Source organism: Pseudomonas sp. MF5691 (genome assembly GCF_016405645.1).
Taxonomy (GTDB): domain Bacteria; phylum Pseudomonadota; class Gammaproteobacteria; order Pseudomonadales; family Pseudomonadaceae; genus Aquipseudomonas; species Aquipseudomonas shahriarae.
In genome coordinates this window covers 94,760-111,228 of the sequence record NZ_JAEKDC010000002.1, presented here as the reverse complement: position 1 = coordinate 111,228, position 16,469 = coordinate 94,760, and the positions used below count along the sequence as shown (strand labels likewise).

The 16,469-nt window shown below is 62.1% G+C and carries 19 protein-coding genes; 6 read left to right on the top strand and 13 right to left on the bottom strand.

Features of this window, described 5'->3' with window-relative positions:
* Positions 1 to 10: 10 nt before the first annotated feature.
* The 5 genes from metW to JFT44_RS03170 all read right to left on the bottom strand — a co-directional run bounded on the left by metW (position 11) and on the right by JFT44_RS03170 (position 4,071).
* Positions 11 to 631, bottom strand: coding sequence for a methionine biosynthesis protein MetW (gene metW / locus JFT44_RS03190; RefSeq protein ID WP_029300485.1), 621 nt, complete (start codon positions 629 to 631; stop codon positions 11 to 13).
* 7 nt (positions 632 to 638) lie between these two features.
* The gene (locus tag JFT44_RS03185) at positions 639 to 1,778 is read right to left on the bottom strand and encodes a homoserine O-acetyltransferase (protein WP_120734289.1); all 1,140 of its coding nucleotides are present in this window, start codon (positions 1,776 to 1,778) and stop codon (positions 639 to 641) included.
* A 154-nt stretch (positions 1,779 to 1,932) separates the two neighbouring features.
* Complete coding sequence (locus JFT44_RS03180) at positions 1,933 to 2,523, bottom strand: YggT family protein (RefSeq protein ID WP_057440376.1); 591 nt, start codon at positions 2,521 to 2,523, stop codon at positions 1,933 to 1,935.
* 9 nt (positions 2,524 to 2,532) lie between these two features.
* Positions 2,533 to 3,351 carry a pyrroline-5-carboxylate reductase gene (proC, locus tag JFT44_RS03175; protein ID WP_057440375.1) on the bottom strand — a complete coding sequence of 273 codons (819 nt, stop codon included), beginning with the start codon at positions 3,349 to 3,351 and terminating at the stop codon, positions 2,533 to 2,535.
* A gap of 33 nt (positions 3,352 to 3,384) precedes the next feature.
* Positions 3,385 to 4,071 (bottom strand): YggS family pyridoxal phosphate-dependent enzyme, encoded by a 687-nt coding sequence (locus JFT44_RS03170; RefSeq protein ID WP_169960107.1) that lies wholly within the window; start codon positions 4,069 to 4,071, stop codon positions 3,385 to 3,387.
* A 57-nt stretch (positions 4,072 to 4,128) separates the two neighbouring features.
* Between JFT44_RS03170 and JFT44_RS03165 the strand changes: the two genes are divergently transcribed.
* Positions 4,129 to 5,163 carry a type IV pilus twitching motility protein PilT gene (locus tag JFT44_RS03165; protein WP_198830350.1) on the top strand — a complete coding sequence of 345 codons (1,035 nt, stop codon included), beginning with the start codon at positions 4,129 to 4,131 and terminating at the stop codon, positions 5,161 to 5,163.
* A gap of 118 nt (positions 5,164 to 5,281) precedes the next feature.
* Here the strand turns inward: JFT44_RS03165 and JFT44_RS03160 are convergent, their stop codons facing one another.
* Positions 5,282 to 5,917, bottom strand: a complete 636-nt coding sequence (locus JFT44_RS03160; RefSeq protein ID WP_057440373.1) for a C40 family peptidase — start codon at positions 5,915 to 5,917, stop codon at positions 5,282 to 5,284.
* A gap of 249 nt (positions 5,918 to 6,166) precedes the next feature.
* Between JFT44_RS03160 and JFT44_RS03155 the strand changes: the two genes are divergently transcribed.
* Positions 6,167 to 6,595 carry a TM2 domain-containing protein gene (locus JFT44_RS03155; RefSeq protein ID WP_198830349.1) on the top strand — a complete coding sequence of 143 codons (429 nt, stop codon included), beginning with the start codon at positions 6,167 to 6,169 and terminating at the stop codon, positions 6,593 to 6,595.
* 162 nt (positions 6,596 to 6,757) lie between these two features.
* Here JFT44_RS03155 and JFT44_RS03150 read toward each other — a convergent pair whose 3' ends face one another.
* The 7 genes from JFT44_RS03150 to gshB all read right to left on the bottom strand — a co-directional run bounded on the left by JFT44_RS03150 (position 6,758) and on the right by gshB (position 12,681).
* Positions 6,758 to 8,029 carry a dihydroorotase gene (locus JFT44_RS03150; RefSeq protein WP_057440371.1) on the bottom strand — a complete coding sequence of 424 codons (1,272 nt, stop codon included), beginning with the start codon at positions 8,027 to 8,029 and terminating at the stop codon, positions 6,758 to 6,760.
* Positions 8,026 to 9,030: an aspartate carbamoyltransferase catalytic subunit gene (locus tag JFT44_RS03145; protein WP_057440370.1), complete on the bottom strand. Its 1,005-nt coding sequence runs from the start codon at positions 9,028 to 9,030 to the stop codon at positions 8,026 to 8,028. Before JFT44_RS03145 ends, JFT44_RS03150 begins: the two co-directional genes overlap by 4 nt.
* A 24-nt stretch (positions 9,031 to 9,054) precedes the next feature.
* Positions 9,055 to 9,561, bottom strand: coding sequence for a bifunctional pyr operon transcriptional regulator/uracil phosphoribosyltransferase PyrR (gene pyrR / locus JFT44_RS03140; protein ID WP_198830348.1), 507 nt, complete (start codon positions 9,559 to 9,561; stop codon positions 9,055 to 9,057).
* A gap of 82 nt (positions 9,562 to 9,643) precedes the next feature.
* Positions 9,644 to 10,081: a Holliday junction resolvase RuvX gene (gene ruvX, locus JFT44_RS03135; RefSeq protein ID WP_005792259.1), complete on the bottom strand. Its 438-nt coding sequence runs from the start codon at positions 10,079 to 10,081 to the stop codon at positions 9,644 to 9,646.
* Positions 10,081 to 10,650 carry a YqgE/AlgH family protein gene (locus JFT44_RS03130; RefSeq protein ID WP_057960883.1) on the bottom strand — a complete coding sequence of 190 codons (570 nt, stop codon included), beginning with the start codon at positions 10,648 to 10,650 and terminating at the stop codon, positions 10,081 to 10,083. Before JFT44_RS03130 ends, ruvX begins: the two co-directional genes overlap by 1 nt.
* Positions 10,651 to 10,750: 100 nt before the next feature.
* The gene (locus JFT44_RS03125; protein WP_115129202.1) at positions 10,751 to 11,650 is read right to left on the bottom strand and encodes an energy transducer TonB; all 900 of its coding nucleotides are present in this window, start codon (positions 11,648 to 11,650) and stop codon (positions 10,751 to 10,753) included.
* A 77-nt stretch (positions 11,651 to 11,727) separates the two neighbouring features.
* Complete coding sequence (gene gshB / locus JFT44_RS03120; protein WP_029300457.1) at positions 11,728 to 12,681, bottom strand: glutathione synthase; 954 nt, start codon at positions 12,679 to 12,681, stop codon at positions 11,728 to 11,730.
* Positions 12,682 to 12,919: 238 nt separating this feature from the next.
* Between gshB and pilG the strand changes: the two genes are divergently transcribed.
* From pilG to JFT44_RS03100, 4 genes are read left to right on the top strand one after another with little or no spacing between them, the layout of a single operon-like run.
* Complete coding sequence (pilG, locus tag JFT44_RS03115) at positions 12,920 to 13,327, top strand: twitching motility response regulator PilG (protein WP_032858786.1); 408 nt, start codon at positions 12,920 to 12,922, stop codon at positions 13,325 to 13,327.
* Between the two features lie 44 nt (positions 13,328 to 13,371).
* On the top strand, positions 13,372 to 13,737 hold the full coding sequence (pilH, locus tag JFT44_RS03110) for a twitching motility response regulator PilH (RefSeq protein ID WP_057440367.1): 366 nt from the start codon (positions 13,372 to 13,374) through the stop codon (positions 13,735 to 13,737).
* A gap of 12 nt (positions 13,738 to 13,749) precedes the next feature.
* The gene (locus JFT44_RS03105; protein WP_057960881.1) at positions 13,750 to 14,286 is read left to right on the top strand and encodes a chemotaxis protein CheW; all 537 of its coding nucleotides are present in this window, start codon (positions 13,750 to 13,752) and stop codon (positions 14,284 to 14,286) included.
* Positions 14,283 to 16,334: a methyl-accepting chemotaxis protein gene (locus tag JFT44_RS03100; RefSeq protein ID WP_057960880.1), complete on the top strand. Its 2,052-nt coding sequence runs from the start codon at positions 14,283 to 14,285 to the stop codon at positions 16,332 to 16,334. The genes JFT44_RS03105 and JFT44_RS03100 overlap by 4 nt, the downstream gene beginning before the upstream one ends.
* The last annotated feature ends 135 nt before the right edge of the window (positions 16,335 to 16,469 follow it).

Below are 16,469 nucleotides of genomic sequence, written 5' to 3'. Positions count from 1 at the left end.
TCGAAAATGGTTAGACGGCAATCTGATGATCGGTCAGGCCAGGACTGCTGACCCGATAAATCCCGATTTCACCTAAAAGATTAGGCCATAGCTTACTTGCCCAGCCGTGGCGATGCTGTTGATCGACGGCAAGGCGGTTGATCACCTTGGCTTCGCGCCCGCTGCACAGCGCTTCGAAGTCCTCGAAGGTACAGAAGTGAATATTGGGCGTGTTGTACCAGGTGTACGGCAGGAAGTCCGATACCGGCATCCGGCCCTTGGTGGCCAGGTACCAGCGGCAGCGCCAGTGGCCGAAGTTGGGGAAGGTGATGATGCACTGGCGGCCGACGCGCAACATTTCGTCGAGGATCCGGTCCGGGTAATGCACAGCCTGCAGGGCCTGGGTCATCACCACGATATCGAAGCTGTTGCTGGCAAAGTTGCCCAGGCCCTTGTCCAGGTCCTGCTCGATTACGTTGATGCCCTTGGCCACGCATTGGGCGATGTTGTCCGGGTCGTTTTCCAGGCCATAGCCGGTGACTTGCTTGTTGTCGCGCAGCCAGCTCAGCAGTTCGCCATCGCCGCAACCCAGGTCGAGCACGCGGCTGCCGGCGGGGATCCAGTCTTGGATGATTTCCAGGTCGGCTCTCATGGCGTTCTCACAAAGTTATGCGGTTCATGTAATTGCTGAAGGCCTGCAGATAGCGCGGGATCGGGATCAGGAAGGCATCGTGGCCCTGCGGTGCGTCGATCTCCAGGTAGCAGACGTCTTTGCGCGCAGCCATCAGCGCATCCACCAGCTCCCGCGAACGGGCCGGCGAGAAGCGCCAGTCGGTGGTGAACGACATCACGCAAAACTTGGCCGTGGCGCCTTCGAAGGTCTTCGCCAGGTCGTCATCAAAGTTTGCCGCCGGGTCGAAGTAGTCCAGGGCCTTGGTCATCAACAGGTAGGTGTTGGCGTCGAAACGCCCGGAAAACTCCTCGCCCTGGTAACGCAGGTAGCTTTCGACCTGGAATTCGACGCTGTGGAAGTCGTAGTTGAGCTTCTCGCTCTTGAGCCCACGGCCGAATTTTTCGCCCATGGAGTCATCCGACAGGTAGGTGATATGTCCGACCATCCGCGCCAGCATCAAGCCGCGCTTGGGGATCACCCCGGCTTCCTGGAATGAACCGCCGTGGAACTCGGGGTCGGTGAGGATCGCCTGGCGCGCCACTTCGTTGAAGGCGATGTTCTGTGCCGACAACTTCGGGGCCGAGGCGATGGCCAGGCAATGGCGCACGCGGTCGGGGTAGGTAATGGTCCATTGCAGGGCCTGCATGCCGCCCAGGCTGCCGCCGATCACCGCTGCCCATTGCTGGATGCCCAGCCGGTCGGCCAGGCGTGCCTGGCTGTGCACCCAGTCTTCCACGGTCAGTACCGGGAAGTCGGCGCCAAACGGCTTGCCGGTTTCCGGGTTGAGGCTGCTGGGGCCGGTGGAGCCGTTGCAGCCGCCGAGGTTGTTCAGGCTGACCACAAAGAACTTGTTGGTGTCGATGGGTTTGCCAGGGCCGATGCAGCTGTCCCACCAGCCGGGCTTGCGCTCGTCGGCGCTGTGGTAGCCGGCGGCGTGATGATGGCCCGACAGGGCGTGACAGATCAGCACGGCGTTGCTGGCCGTGGCGTTCAACGCACCGTAGGTTTCATAGATCAGGTCATAGGCTGGCAGCGACCGCCCGCAGGCCAGGGCCAGGGGTTCGCTGAAGTGCGCCACTTGGGGCACGACCAGTCCAACAGAATCGGGGGGAAAGGCAGTTGGCATCGACCCTGCTCTCGTTTAAATGAGGCGTAAGTCTAAAGAGCGGGGGGCCTAGCGGCAAGCGAAGGCCTGCATGGATTCACTTCAAGACACAGTTACAAAAATGTGGGGGCTTGCCTGCCCCCACATGTTGTCCTGCGCAGCCCGCAAACAGTCGTCAGATCAGCAAGCGCAGGATGTCCGGCATCATGGTCATTGCCGCCAGGTTGTTGATCACCAGCATGTCCAGGAGCTTGAGCACCATGAACGCGAGGATCGGCGAGATATCCAGGCCGCCGAGGTTCGGCAGGATCTTGCGGAATGGCGCCAGGGCCGGTTCGCAGATCTGGTTGACCAGTTCGGCGCCAGGGTTATGGCTGCCCGGTGCGACCCAGGACAGGATCACGCTGATGATCAGTGCAAAGAAGAAAATCTTCAGGAACAGCGCGGTCACGCCGATCAGGGCCCAGACCAGCAGTTGCAGGAAGTTGCCCATGGTGCCGTAGGTCAGCAGCAGCGTCAGGGCCATCAGCGCCAGTTGCACCAGGATCGCCAGCACCAGCGACGACATGTCCAGGCCGAAAAGGCTCGGGATTACCCGGCGCAGCGGCTTGAGCAGCGGCTGGGTGGCCTTCACGGCGAATTGGCAGAGCGGGTTGTAGAAGTTGGCGCGTACCAGTTGCAGGACAAAGCGCAACAGCACGATCAGCAGGTAAAGGCTGCCGAGGGTTTGCAGTACATAGACGGCAGCGGTGTTCAAACCAATCATATTGGCTCCTTATTGACCCAGTTGTTCGGCAAGTTCAGCCGAGCGGTGCGCGGCGGCACCCAGTGCTTTTTCGACCAGGGCTTCAAAGCCCCCGGCCTGGAATGATTCGATGGCCGCCTGTGTGGTGCCATTGGGCGAGGTCACGCGACGACGCAATTCGGCCGCATCCACATCGCTGGAGACCACCATATGTGCGGCGCCGAGGGCGGTTTGCTGGGTCAGTTGCTCAGCGATTTCCCGTGGCAGGCCCAACTTCACGCCGGCGGCGGTCATGGCTTCGACCAGCAGGAAGAAATACGCCGGGCCACTGCCGGACACGGCGGTGACGGCGTCCAGTTGCTGCTCTTCTTCCAGCCACAGGGCCACACCCACGGCCGACAACAGCTCCTGGGCCTGCTCACGCTGGGCGGCGCTCACTTGGGCGGTGGCGTACAGGCCGCTGACACCCTGGCGCAGCAGCGATGGAGTGTTGGGCATGCAGCGCACGATGGGCTGGGCGCCGAGCCAGTTGTTCATGCTGGCGCAGTTGATACCGGCGGCAATCGACACCACCAGTTGCTGCGGCGCCAGGCTTGGGCGCAAGGCTTCGCACACGGCTTTCATGGCCTGTGGCTTGACCGCCAGTACGATCACGTCGACGCCCTGGATGGCTTCGGCGTTGTCGGCGAAGGTTTCGATACCGTGTTCTGCGCTCACCCGGGCACGGGTCTCGGCGCCCGGATCGCTGGCGCGAATCTGCGAGGCTTGCAGGCCCTTGGCCCGCAGGCCACCGATCAGGCTGGCCGCCATGTTACCGGCGCCGATAAAGGCTATACGCGTGCTGCTCATGACAGGTCCTTACTCAGATGGAAGTCAGCCATTTCATGGCTGGCCGTAGTCGCGGGCACCAAACAGCGCGGTACCGATCCGCACCCAGGTGGCCCCTTGGGCAATGGCCGACTCAAGGTCATGGCTCATGCCCATGGAAAGTGTGTCGAGCCCCAGGTCCAGGCTCACTTGCAAGTCACGCACAGCGGCAAACGCCGCATCTTGCTGTGCCCGGTCGTCGGTGGGCTCGGGGATCGCCATCAGGCCACGCAGCTTCAAGCGGGGCAGGGCCTGGATCGCCTCGGCCAGCGCTGGCAGGTCGGCGGGTGTACAGCCGGACTTGCTGGCTTCGCCACTGACATTGACCTGAATGCAGATATTGAGCGGCGGCAGGTCGGCCGGGCGTTGTTCGGACAGGCGTTGGGCAATTTTCAGGCGGTCCACGGAATGCACCCAAGCGAAGTTCTCGGCGATAGCGCGCGTCTTGTTCGATTGAATGGGGCCGATGAAGTGCCAACTCAAGGGCAGATCGGTTAAATCGGCCTGTTTGCCCAGGGCTTCCTGCAAGTAGTTCTCGCCGAAGTCGCGCATCCCGGCGGCGTAGGCTTCGCGCACGGCTTGCGCGGGTTTGGTCTTGCTCACGGCCAGCAAGTGCACGCTGGTTTCATCGCGTTGCACGGCCTTGGCCGCGGCACGGATCCGCTCGGTAACCAGGCCGATATTGTCTGCTATGGTCGACATTAAAGTTGCGCCCGCGGATATGGAGTCCGCGGCATTCTACTGGAAATGGATAGCCCTATGGACATCACTGAACTGCTGGCCGCAAGCGTCAGCGAGGGCGCCTCCGACCTGCATCTGTCGGCAGGCTTGGCGCCGAGGATGCGCGTCGATGGCGAGGTACTGCCACTGGATTGGCCGGTGCTGAGTGCTACGCAAGTAGCGGACTTGCTCAGCCCGATCCTCCATAAACACCAGCAAAAGGATTTCGAAACATCTCTTGAAACGGATTTTTCCTTCGATTTGCCTGGCGTCGCGCGCTTTCGCGCCAACGTGTTCTGCCAGCACCGTGGGCTGGGGGCGGTGTTCCGTGCGATCCCCTCTCGGGTTCAGAGCCTGGAAGCCCTGGGGCTGGGGGACATATTCCGGCGCATCGCCGAATTGCCCAGAGGGCTGGTGCTGGTGACTGGTGCCACGGGCTCGGGCAAGTCCACCACCCTGGCGGCGATGGTCGATTACCTCAACAGCACCCGTCAGCAGCACATCCTGACCCTTGAAGACCCTATCGAGTTTGTCCACGAACCGCGTAAAGCGCTGATCAGCCAACGCCAGGTGCACCGCGACACCCACAGTTTCTCGACGGCCCTGCGTTCGGCGTTGCGCGAAGACCCGGATGTGATCCTGGTCGGCGAATTGCGCGACCTGGAAACCATCCGCCTGGCCCTGACGGCGGCGGAAACCGGGCACTTGGTGTTCGGCACCCTGCACACCAGTTCGGCGGCGAAAACCGTGGATCGGCTGGTGGATGTGTTTCCGGCGGGGGAAAAGGCCATGGTCCGCTCGATGCTCTCGGAATCGCTGCAGGCGGTGGTGTCCCAGGTGTTGCTGAAGAAAGTCGGCGGCGGGCGCGTGGCGGCCCATGAAATCATGCTCGGCACACCGGCGATCCGCAACCTGATCCGCGAGGACAAGGTGGCGCAGTTGTATTCGGCGATTCAGACGGGCGGGGCGCTGGGGATGAAGACGTTGGATATGAGCTTGAAGGGGTTGGTCAGTCAGGGACTGGTCAGGCTTGAAGATGCCCGGGAGCAGGCGCGGGTGCCCGCAGATATATAGGATGTGGGAGCTGGCTTGCCTGCGATGCAGGCAACTCGGTGTGTCAGTCACACTGAGGTGATGCTATCGCAGGCAAGCCAGCTCCCACACAAGCCAGCATTCACATTTGCATTTACTGTCAGCGCTGCACAATCCGCAGGTTGTTCTGCTCTTTGGGCAGCACGCGCTTGGCAATCACGTAGTTCTTGTTCCAGAACGGCTTTTTCAGGGTGTCGATGCTGACCGACTTGCCACGGCGCGGTGCGTGGATAAAGCGGTCGTTGCCCAGGTAGATGGCAACATGGTTGACCTGGCGGCTCTTGAGCTTGAAGAACAACAGGTCGCCGGGCTTCAGATCCTTGCGATCGACCTTCTGCCCGTGGCCGCTGGCCATGGCGTTGGAGGTGCGTGGCAAATCCACTGCAGCCACATCATTGAAGGCGTATTTCACCAGGCCGCTGCAATCAAAGCCTTTACTTGGGCTACTGCCGCCCCAACGATAAGGGGTACCGAGCACGTTGACGGCACGGCTCAAGACTTTGCTGCTTTGCTGGTTATTGCTCGCTACCAGGCCCGGAACTGCTTTAACGTTGGCCTTGCTCAGCTGAGTCGGGCGCTTGACGGTGAGCTTTGCCGATTTGGCGGAGGTGGTAGTGGCGTGAACTTTAGGGGTAAAACCATTAACGTTCGGAAGTCGTTGCTCACGATTGGTGGCGTGGGCGGCCAGTGGCATCAATAGGCAAATGGTTAGCCATGTCTTTAAAAATGGTCGCATAAGGCAGGCTCTTGTTGGTTTGCGCGCAACTTTATAACAGCTTTTAGTGTCTTTCTCAGGCCGTCTGTCGACTGAACCTTGACGTCAAAATCAGGAAAACCGCGACGAACTGTCGCAATTGTCCTACACAAGTCAGGCGGTATAAGGCTTTGAGGGAAGCGACGATAACATTTGCCGTACGTCGGGTGCCTGTAAAAAAGTCACAAAGAAACCAGAAATATTTATCTATCGAGGCTAAAGAGGTCATTCATGAACACCTATCGACAGGATGTTTCGCAACAGGACACCCATAGCAAGGTGATCGGTTACCTGCTCTGGATCTTCGGTTTTACCGGGGCACACCGCTTTTACTACGGCAAGCCGGTGACCGGGACGATCTGGTTCTTCACCTTTGGTTTGCTGGGTATTGGCTGGCTGATCGACCTGTTCCTGATCCCGGCGATGGACCGTGAAGCCGACCTGCGTTTTACCGCCGGGCCGATCGAGTACAGCGTGGCCTGGATTCTTCTGACGTTTCTTGGGGTGTTTGGCTTGCACCGCATGTATCAGGGCAAATGGCTCACCGGCCTGTTGTATCTGGTAACGGGCGGCTTGTTCCTGGTCGGCGTGCTGTATGACTTCTGGACGCTGAATACGCAGGTTTCGATCCGCAATGCCGAGCGGCTGGGCGGGCGCTAAGCCTGGCTAGGCTCATGTGGGCACGGTCAAATGTGGGAGCAGGCTTGCCTGCGATGCGGGCACCTCGGTATGTCAGTGGCACTGAGGTGATGCAATCGCAGGCAAGCCAGCTCCCACACAAGCTGGCTCCTACATTTTTGACCGTGCCCACTTTAGAGCGGATCAGGCCTGGTAGCTGATCCGTCCATCCACCAGGGTGTAGCGCACAGTCGCCGGCAAGCTATGGCCGATGAATGGGCAGTTTTCACCCCGAGACAGCCACTGCTCGCCAGCCACGGTGGAGCTGGCCGGATCAAACAGCACCAGGTCCGCCGCAGAACCCACCGCCAGCTTGCCCGCCGGCAGGCGCAGCGCTTGGGCCGGGCCTGAGCTCAGGCGTGCCAGCAGCGTTGGCAAGTCCAGCAACCCATCTTCCACCAGGGTCATCGCCAGCGGCAGCAGCAACTCGACGCTGCTGATCCCAGGCTCTGTCGCGCCAAATGGGGCCAGCTTGGCATCCCGCTCGTGGGGTTGGTGATGGCTGGAGATCGCCGAAACCACCCCGGACTTCACCGCTGCGCGCAAACCGTCGCGGTCGGCGCGGGTGCGCAGTGGCGGTTGCACGTGGTACAGGCTGGAGAAGTCGATCAACGCCTCATCGGTCAGAATCAACTGGTACAACGCCACATCGGCGGTCACCGGCAAGCCGCGGGCCTGGGCCTGGGCGATCAGGGCCACGCCCCGGGCGCTGGTCAGTTGGCTGAAGTGCGCACGCACCCCGCTTTGTTCCACCAGCAGCAGGTCACGGGCCAGGGCTACGGTTTCTGCGGTTTCCGGGATGCCTGCCAGGCCGAGGAAGCTGGCGGTAGGGCCTTCATGGGCCAGGCCGCCTTCAGCCAGGTCGTGGTCCTGGGAGTGGAAGATCACCGTCAGGTCGAAGGTGGCTGCATATTCCAGGGCACGGCACAGGGTGCGGGTGCTGCGGAAGCTTTCCAGGCCATTGCCGAAGGCCACGCAACCCGCGTCGCGCAGGGCAATCAGCTCAGCCAGTTGTTCGCCATCCAGGCCTTTGCTCAGGGCGCCGATGGGGAACACTTTGCAATTGCCGGCCTCGCGGGCACGGTCGAGGATCAGCTCGGCCACGGCCGAGGTGTCCAGTACCGGCTTGGTCTGCGGCGGGCAGCACAGGCTGGTGACACCGCCGGCAGCGGCGGCGCGGGTTTCGCTGGCGATGCTGCCTTTGCGGCTGTAGCCCGGCTCGCGCAGGGCGACGTTCAGGTCTACCAGGCCGGGAGCAGCCACCAGGCCTTTGGCGTCGATGCTCTGAACCGGGCTGAAACCGCTGGGGGCGGCGCCAATGGCAATGATCTTGCCAGCTTCCAGGTGCAGATCAGTGACTTGATCCAGGCCGCTGGCCGGATCGATGACTCGGGCGCCGAGAATGCTGAGCTTCACTGGGCGTTCTCCTGCTCGAATTGACGTTGGGCGGTTTGCCCGCTCATGGCCATGGACAGCACGGCCATGCGTACGGCGATGCCGTAGGTAACCTGGTTGAGAATCACCGAGTGCGGCCCGTCGGCCACCGCCGACTCAATCTCCACCCCGCGGTTGATCGGGCCGGGGTGCATGACAATGGCATCCGGCTTGGCACCGGCCAGGCGCGCGGTGGTCAGGCCGAACAGGCGGTAGAACTCGCCTTCGCTGGGCAGCAGGCCACCGGCCATGCGCTCGCGTTGCAGGCGCAGCATGATCACCACGTCCACATCCTTCAGGCCCGTGGCCATGTCGGTGTAGACCTTCACCCCGTATTGCTCGATGCCTACCGGCAGCAGGGTTTTCGGTGCAATCACGCGGATATCCGGGCAGCCCAGGGTTTTCAGGGCCAGCATGTTCGAGCGCGCTACCCGCGAATGCAGGATATCGCCGACGATGGCCACCGAGAGGTTTTCAAAGCCACCCTTGTGCCGACGGATGGTGAGCATGTCGAGCATGCCCTGGGTCGGGTGGGCGTGGCGGCCATCGCCGCCGTTGATGATCGCCACCTGCGGGCACACGTGCTCGGCGATAAAGTGCGCCGCGCCCGAGTCGCCATGACGCACCACGAACATGTCGGCCGCCATGGCCTCCAGGTTACGCAGGGTGTCGAGCAGGGTTTCGCCCTTGCTCGCCGACGAGGTGGAGACGTTCAGGGTGATCACGTCGGCTGACAGGCGCTGGGCTGCCAGTTCGAAGGTGGTGCGGGTGCGCGTCGAGTTCTCGAAGAACACGTTGCAAATGGTTTTGCCGCGCAGCAGCGGGACTTTCTTCACCGCTCGGCCGCCGACTTCAAGGAACGAGTCGGCAGTGTCGAGGATTTCGGTGAGCAATTCGCGGGGCAGGCCGTCGAGGGACAGGAAGTGTTGCAGCTGGCCCTGAGCGTTGAGCTGCAGCGGGCGCTTGGCATCTAGAGGCGTCATCGCGGGGACTCTTTACAAGGCGGTTTAAAGGGCGAGGTCTTGCAGTTCGAGTTCGAGCGGCGTGGGACCGGACAATTTTACCCGCTGCAGGGCTGAAAGCGACAGGGTCGCGCCCACCACATCCGGGCTGATCGGCAGTTCGCCAGCCTCGAGGTCTAGCAGGCAGACCAGGGTGATGCTGGCCGGGCGGCCGTAGTCGAACAGCTCGTTCATGGCGGCCCGGATGGTGCGGCCGCTCATCAGCACGTCATCAATCAGCACTAGGTGCTGGCCTTCGATCTCGAACGGCAGGGCTGACGGGCGCACTTGTGGGTGCAGGCCGTTCTGGCTGAAGTCATCGCGGTAGAAGGACACGTCCAGGGTGCCCAGGGGCGAGTCACTGCCCAGCTCTTGCAGCAACGCCTGGGCGACCCACACACCGCCGGTGCGGATGCCGATGAAGCGCGGCTCGCTGATGGCGCGGTGTTGCAGATGGGCCTTGAGGCGAATCGCCATCTGGCTGATCAGTTCGGCGGGATTGGGCAGGCTCATGGTGGCTCCTTCAAGGGCTCGGCCAGCGTGACGCTGACAAAGTCCGGGCTCAAACGTAAGAAGACGCGGCAAGCCGCGTCAGTCAGGATTCAAATAAAGCAGTGTTTTCATCCAGCCAGCCCTGCAACAGCAAGGCGGCGGCAATGGCGTCGACCGGGTTGTCGCGGTAGCTGCCTTTCTGCCCGCCACGGTCGCGGCGCTCACCCTTGGCCTCGAAGGTCGTCAGGCGCTCATCGTGGGTATAGAAGGGCAGGTTGTAGCGGCCATTGAGGCGACGGGCGAACTTTTCGGCACGCAGGCACATGTCGCTGGGGGTGCCGTCCATGTTCAGCGGCAGGCCGACCACCACCGCGTCGGGCTTCCATTCCTTGATCAGGGCTTCGACCTGATTCCAGTCCGGAATGCCGTTTTGCGCCTTCAAGGTACACAGCTCGCGGGCCTGGCCGGTGATGACCTGGCCCACGGCCACGCCGATCTGCTTGGTGCCGTAGTCAAACCCGAGGATCAGTCGCAAGGCCATCAGGCGTGCCCCGCCTGGCTGGTCAGCAGGTTGAGGTTGACCCCCAACTGCTTGGCCGCGGCATTCAGGCGCAGTTCGCTGGCGGTATTGAACAGAATGTCGGCATCGAACGGGCAGGTCAGCCAGGCATTGTTGGCCAGTTCTTCTTCCAGTTGCCCGGCTTCCCAGCCCGCGTAGCCCAGGGTAATCAGGCTCTGCTGCGGGCCGACGCCATCGGCGATGGCAAACAGCACGTCCTGGGAGGTGGACAGCGACACGCCCTCCAGGTCGACAGTGGCCTGGAACGTCGGGCCGCTGGGATGCAGCACGAAACCCCGGTCCGTCTGCACCGGGCCGCCGAAATAGATCGGCACTGCCTGGCAACTGGCGGGCGGGTCGATCTCCGGGCGCAGTTGCTCAAGGATATCCGCCAGGTTCAGGCTTTGCGGGCGGTTGACCACCAGCCCCATGGCGCCATTGGCCGTGTGCTCGACGATATAGGTCAAGGTGTGCGCAAAGTTCGGGTCGGCCATATGGGGCATGGCGATCAGGAATTGGTGCTTGAGGTAAGTCGGGCTGACATTTTTCATGTCCGCTAGTGTGGCGTTGGAGGGGCGAACTGACAAGCTGGGGATGTGTAGGAATACGGTTAGCGGATTTGTTTCCCGTGTAGGCGCGAGCTTGCAGTGGTCAGTTGCTGGAAAGCCGGTCGCCTTTGGCAAAACGCCAGGTGCGGATGATTTCCAGGCGGTCGATATCGTTCAGGTCGCCGGTAAACGGGGCGAACGGTGCAGCCAGGCGCACGATGCGTTGCGCCGCCTGGTCCAGCAATGGCTGGCCGGAGGACTCCAGCACCAGCACTTCATACAGGGAGCCGTCGCGGTTGATCGACACCAGCAGGCGCAAGTTGCCGTAGATCTGCTGGCGACGGGCCTCGTCCGGGTAGTTCAAGTTGCCGATGCGCTCGACCTTCTTGCGCCATTCGTCCTTATACCAGGCGCCTTTGTCGCGCATGGTGGAGGCGGCATTGAGCCGGTAGATGCGCGGGCGCTTGGCGTACAGCTGTTGTTCGTTGGCCAGTTCGGCTTCCAGGCTGGAGATTTCGCTGGAAAGCTGCGAGCTGTCAAATGTGGGGGCGGGTTTGCTTGGCGTAGGCTCGGTCTTCACGGCTTCGCGCTGGGTCACGGCCTTCTGGGGTTTTGGCGCAACGGTGGCGACGGCGGCCTTGGGCGCGGCCTGCTTGACCTCAGGCTTGGCCGCTGGAGGCGGGGTGACCTTATTGATCTTGTTGTCCTGGAAGGGCGCCACTTCGGTGGTCTTGGGCACCGCCTTTTTATCCAGGGTGCCGCTGCCCTGCTGATTGTCCTGGGCCAGGAAGTCAGCCTTTTCGGGCTTTTTTTCACTTTTGAAGGTGGCGAGGGTGATTTCCAGGGTTTTGCTGATCTGCTGGGGTTCGACGAAGGTGAAGCCCAGGCCAAGGATCAACGCCAAATGAATCAGCGCTGCCAGGAACAGGGTAAATCCGAGCCGATCAGCCGGGCGTACGCCGCTATGGGTGAATTGGGGGGGCAGGTCGGACGGAAGCGTCATAACAGGAAAACCAACATCGCGCGTCTCACGGGTGGCGCATGATAGCGCAATGTTGGTTTACATCTGGCTGTTCTATGTCACTTGGCTTGTAGCTTGTCGGCAATTGCTGCCATGAGCATTTCGCCGATATTGGTGCCGAACGCGTTGTCTATTTCGCGGATACAGGTGGGACTGGTCACGTTGATTTCGGTCAGGTGCTCGCCAATTACGTCAAGGCCTACAAACAGCAGGCCCTTTTCCCGCAGGGTTGGGCCAACCTGGGCGGCGATCCAGCGGTCCTTGTCGCTTAGCGGGCGGGCTTCGCCACGACCACCGGCCGCGAGGTTGCCACGGGTCTCGCCGGCCGCCGGGATGCGTGCCAGGCAGTAATCCACCGGCTCGCCGTCGATCATCAGGATGCGCTTGTCGCCGTCCTTGATCGCTGGCAGGTAGGCCTGGCCCATGATCTGCTGGGTGCCGAGGGCGGTCAGGGTCTCAAGGATCACCGACAGGTTCGGGTCGCCCGCGCGGTGACGGAAGATCGAGGTGCCGCCCATGCCGTCCAGCGGCTTGAGGATCACATCGCCATGCTTGGCGGCAAATTCACGCAATACATCGGCGCGGCGGCTGACCACGGTCGGTGGCGTGCACTGCGGGAACAGGGTGGCGAACAGCTTTTCGTTGCAGTCGCGCAGGCTCTGCGGCTTGTTGACGATCAGCACGCCGGCGCGCTCGGCCTGCTCCAGCAGGTAGGTGGAGTAGACGAACTCCATGTCGAACGGCGGATCCTTGCGCATCAGGATCACGTCCAGGTCGCTCAGGGGGCTGTCGATCTCGTCTTGCAGCTCAAACCACTTCTCTGGGTTGGCGAACACCTGCAAGGGGCGCATCCGCGCCCGCGCCTCGCCGTCGCCCTGGTAAAGGTCGCGCTGCTCCATATAGAACAGGGTCCAGCCGCGGGCCTGGGCGGCGAGCAGCATGGCCAGCGAGCTATCCTTTTTATAGGAGATGCTGGCGATAGGGTCCATGACAATGCCGACGCGAACGCTCATGGGGAATTCCTCTAACAAATAAGGGCGCATAAAAGTGGCGTCAGAGTGGCGCTGCGGCTGTTGTGGGTCAAGGAAAAACCACCTTGCCGGTCGGCCGATAGATTGCCTTCCCAGTCTGTGCTAAAAAGGCTGCCATGGCGTGTCGGCCCTTGCACGGCAAGGGTTTTGGCGCTGGTCCCAGGCCGCACCCGGCAGTACACACCGAAAACCGATTCGCTGTGGCGATGGTAGAGCAGATATGGAACAGCATTCCAACGCCTTGAAAGTGATGGTGATCGACGATTCGAAAACGATTCGCCGCACCGCTGAAACGCTGTTGAAGAACGTGGGGTGCGAAGTCATCACGGCCATCGACGGTTTTGATGCCCTGGCCAGGATCGTTGACCACCACCCGCACATTATCTTTGTCGACATCATGATGCCGCGCCTGGATGGCTATCAGACCTGCGCCCTGGTCAAGAACAACCCGGCGTTCAAGGCCATTCCGGTGATCATGCTCTCGTCCAGGGACGGCCTGTTCGACAAAGCCAAGGGGCGCATCGTCGGCGTCGATCAATTTTTGACCAAGCCTTTCAGCAAGGAAGAACTGCTGAGTGCGATCAAGGCCTATGTGCCGGGTTTCGCTGCAGTAGAACAAGCACATTGACCCAGCCCCCGGGGCTTGCGTCAACCAATGTAGTGGGGAAAACCATGGCACGTGTTCTGATCGTCGACGATTCGCCGACTGAAATGTACAAACTGACCGGCATGCTGGAAAAGCACGGTCACCAGGTCCTCAAGGCCGAAAACGGTGCCGATGGCGTTGCCCTGGCCCGCCAGGAGAAGCCCGACGCCGTCTTGATGGATATCGTCATGCCCGGCCTCAATGGCTTCCAGGCCACGCGCCAATTGTCCAAGGAACCGGAAACCAGCGGTATCCCGATCATCATCGTCACCACCAAGGACCAGGAAACCGACAAGATCTGGGGCGCGCGCCAAGGGGCCAAGGCGTACCTGACCAAGCCGGTGGAAGAAGACAAGCTGATTGAAGTCCTGAACTCGGTGCTCAAACCCTGACGGCACGTTCCCATGACCGAGTCGCAAACCGCCTTTGAGCTGCTGCTGGACATCGATCGCCGCTGCCGCCTGCTGGCCGCTGATTTGCCGTCCCAGGAAACCCGGTCGCACAGCTGGAGCGGCATCGGCTTTCGCCTGGGCGGGCATTGGTATGTGGCGCCCATGGGCGAAGTCGCCGAGGTGCTGCATGAACCGCGCTGCACCTTGATGCCGGGGGTCAAGCCCTGGGTCAGGGGCGTGGCCAACCTGCGCGGGCGCTTGCTGCCGGTGATCAACCTGTGTGGGTTTTTCGGCTATGAGCTGTCGGCGGCGCGCAAGCAGCGCCGGGTGCTGGTGATCGAGCACGAAGACACCTTTGTCGGCCTGCTGGTGGATGAAGTGGTCGGCCTGCAACACTTTGCCCAGGACCTGCTGCTTCCGGCATCGGCCAGCGTGCCCGCCGCCAGCGCCGCGTTTATCCAAGGCCAGTTCAGCGGCGACCCGCTGTGGCAGGTCTTCAGCCCCTTCGCCCTGGCCCAGGCCCCGGGCTTTCTGGATGTTGCCGCATGAGCACCGCCACCCCCGTCAAACCGCAGGAAGCCTCCCGTAGCCGTTCGCAGATCATCGTGCTGTTTATCGCGCTGATCATCTTCATCATGCTGCTGTTCGCCAACTTCGCGTACCTCAACACCCAGTCCACCTACGACAAGCAGTACATCGGCCACGCCGGCGAGCTGCGGGTGCTGTCCCAGCGCATTGCCAAGAACGCCACGGAGGCCGCCGCCGGCAAGGCCGCCGCGTTCAAGCTGCTGAGTGAGGCGCGCAATGATTTTGCCCAGCGCTGGGGTTACCTGAAAAAAGGCGACCCGGCCACCGGCCTGCCCGCGGCACCCGCTGCCGTGCGCAGCGAAATGCGCGCCGTGCAGCATGACTGGGAAGCCTTGCTGAAGAACACCGACGTGATCCTGGCCAGCGAGCAGACGGTGCTGTCCCTGCATCAAGTGGCGGCGACCCTGGCCGAAACCGTGCCGCAATTACAGATCGAGTCGGAAAAGGTCGTCGAGATCCTGCTGCAGCGCGGCGCGCCCGCCAGCCAGGTGGCGGTGGCCCAGCGCCAGTCGCTATTGGCCGAGCGCATCCTGGGAGCGGTCAACACGGTGCTGGCGGGAGATGACACGGCGGTCAAGGCCGCCGACGCCTTTGGCCGCGACGCCAACCGTTTTGGCCAGGTCCTGGCCGGTATGCTCCAGGGCAGTGCCGGCCTGAAGATCAGCGAGGTGCAAGACTCGGACGCCCGGGCGCGCCTGGCGGAAATTGCCGAGCTGTTCGAGTTTGTCTCCGGCTCCGTGGATGAAATCCTCGAAACCTCGCCACAACTGTTCCAGGTGCGCGCCTCGGCGAGCAACATCTTCAGCCTCTCGCAGACCCTGCTCGATGAAGCCTCGCAACTGGCCACCGGCTTTGAAAACCTGGCCGGCGGGCGCACCCTCGACACCATCGGCGGCTATGCCCTGGGCTTGCTGGCGCTGGCCTCGATTATCCTGATCGGCCTGGTGATGGTGCGCGAGACCAATCGTCAGTTGCGCGAAACCGCCGAGAAAAACGAACGCAATCAGAACGCGATCATGCGCCTGCTGGACGAAATCGAAGACCTGGCCGACGGCGACCTCACCGTGACCGCCTCGGTGACCGAAGACTTCACCGGCACCATCGCCGATTCCATCAACTATTCGGTGGACCAGTTGCGTGACCTGGTGGCGACCATCAACCTCACTGCCGGTGAAGTGGCCGGTGCGGTGCAGGAAACCCAGGCCACCGCCATGCACCTGGCCCAGGCCTCGGAGCACCAGGCCCAGCAGATCGCCGAAGCCTCCACGGCGATCAACCAGATGGCCCAATCCATCGACCAGGTATCGGCCAACGCCGCCGAGTCCTCGGCCGTGGCCGAACGTTCGGTGGAGATCGCCAACAAGGGCAACGAGGTGGTGCACAACACCATCCACGGCATGGACAACATCCGTGAACAGATCCAGGACACCGCCAAACGCATCAAGCGCCTGGGGGAATCGTCCCAGGAAATTGGCGATATTGTCAGCCTGATCGACGATATCGCCGACCAGACCAACATCCTTGCCCTCAACGCCGCGATCCAGGCGAGCATGGCCGGTGACGCCGGGCGCGGCTTTGCGGTGGTGGCCGATGAGGTGCAGCGCCTGGCCGAGCGCTCGTCGGCCGCCACCCGGCAGATCGAGAACCTGGTGCGGGCGATCCAGACCGACACCAATGAAGCCGTGATTTCCATGGAGCAGACCACCACCGAAGTGGTGCGCGGCGCGCGGCTGGCCCAGGACGCCGGGGTGGCCCTGGAAGAAATCGAAGGGGTGTCCAAGACCCTGGCCGCGCTGATCCAGAGCATCTCCAACGCGGCGCAGCAGCAAACCTCGTCGGCGGGGCAGATCTCCCTGACCATGAACGTGATCCAGCAGATCACCAGCCAAACCTCATCGGGCTCCACGGCCACCGCCGAAAGCATTGGCAACCTGGCCAAAATGGCCAGCCAGTTGCGCCGCTCGGTATCGGGCTTCACCTTGCCGCCCGTGCGCAAGACCGATGAATGACATGCCCCCCCAAAACCACCGCAATCTAAATGTGGGAGCGGGCTTGCTCGCGAAAGCGGTGTATCAGTCACCTAATGTGCCGACTGACCCAGCGCTTTCGCGAGCAAGCCCGCTCCCACATGGATTCTCACTTTT

What these genes read in the sequence shown, in the direction of transcription:
- metW (WP_029300485.1), bottom strand. Translation starts at nt 631, where the DNA reads ATGAGAGCCGACCTGGAAATCATCCAAGACTGGATCCCCGCCGGCAGC.
- JFT44_RS03185 (WP_120734289.1), bottom strand. Translation starts at nt 1,778, where the DNA reads ATGCCAACTGCCTTTCCCCCCGATTCTGTTGGACTGGTCGTGCCCCAA.
- JFT44_RS03180 (WP_057440376.1), bottom strand. Translation starts at nt 2,523, where the DNA reads ATGATTGGTTTGAACACCGCTGCCGTCTATGTACTGCAAACCCTCGGC.
- proC (WP_057440375.1), bottom strand. Translation starts at nt 3,351, where the DNA reads ATGAGCAGCACGCGTATAGCCTTTATCGGCGCCGGTAACATGGCGGCC.
- JFT44_RS03170 (WP_169960107.1), bottom strand. Translation starts at nt 4,071, where the DNA reads ATGTCGACCATAGCAGACAATATCGGCCTGGTTACCGAGCGGATCCGT.
- JFT44_RS03165 (WP_198830350.1), top strand. Translation starts at nt 4,129, where the DNA reads ATGGACATCACTGAACTGCTGGCCGCAAGCGTCAGCGAGGGCGCCTCC.
- JFT44_RS03160 (WP_057440373.1), bottom strand. Translation starts at nt 5,917, where the DNA reads ATGCGACCATTTTTAAAGACATGGCTAACCATTTGCCTATTGATGCCA.
- JFT44_RS03155 (WP_198830349.1), top strand. Translation starts at nt 6,167, where the DNA reads ATGAACACCTATCGACAGGATGTTTCGCAACAGGACACCCATAGCAAG.
- JFT44_RS03145 (WP_057440370.1), bottom strand. Translation starts at nt 9,030, where the DNA reads ATGACGCCTCTAGATGCCAAGCGCCCGCTGCAGCTCAACGCTCAGGGC.
- pyrR (WP_198830348.1), bottom strand. Translation starts at nt 9,561, where the DNA reads ATGAGCCTGCCCAATCCCGCCGAACTGATCAGCCAGATGGCGATTCGC.
- ruvX (WP_005792259.1), bottom strand. Translation starts at nt 10,081, where the DNA reads ATGGCCTTGCGACTGATCCTCGGGTTTGACTACGGCACCAAGCAGATC.
- JFT44_RS03130 (WP_057960883.1), bottom strand. Translation starts at nt 10,650, where the DNA reads ATGAAAAATGTCAGCCCGACTTACCTCAAGCACCAATTCCTGATCGCC.
- JFT44_RS03125 (WP_115129202.1), bottom strand. Translation starts at nt 11,650, where the DNA reads ATGACGCTTCCGTCCGACCTGCCCCCCCAATTCACCCATAGCGGCGTA.
- gshB (WP_029300457.1), bottom strand. Translation starts at nt 12,681, where the DNA reads ATGAGCGTTCGCGTCGGCATTGTCATGGACCCTATCGCCAGCATCTCC.
- pilG (WP_032858786.1), top strand. Translation starts at nt 12,920, where the DNA reads ATGGAACAGCATTCCAACGCCTTGAAAGTGATGGTGATCGACGATTCG.
- pilH (WP_057440367.1), top strand. Translation starts at nt 13,372, where the DNA reads ATGGCACGTGTTCTGATCGTCGACGATTCGCCGACTGAAATGTACAAA.
- JFT44_RS03105 (WP_057960881.1), top strand. Translation starts at nt 13,750, where the DNA reads ATGACCGAGTCGCAAACCGCCTTTGAGCTGCTGCTGGACATCGATCGC.
- JFT44_RS03100 (WP_057960880.1), top strand. Translation starts at nt 14,283, where the DNA reads ATGAGCACCGCCACCCCCGTCAAACCGCAGGAAGCCTCCCGTAGCCGT.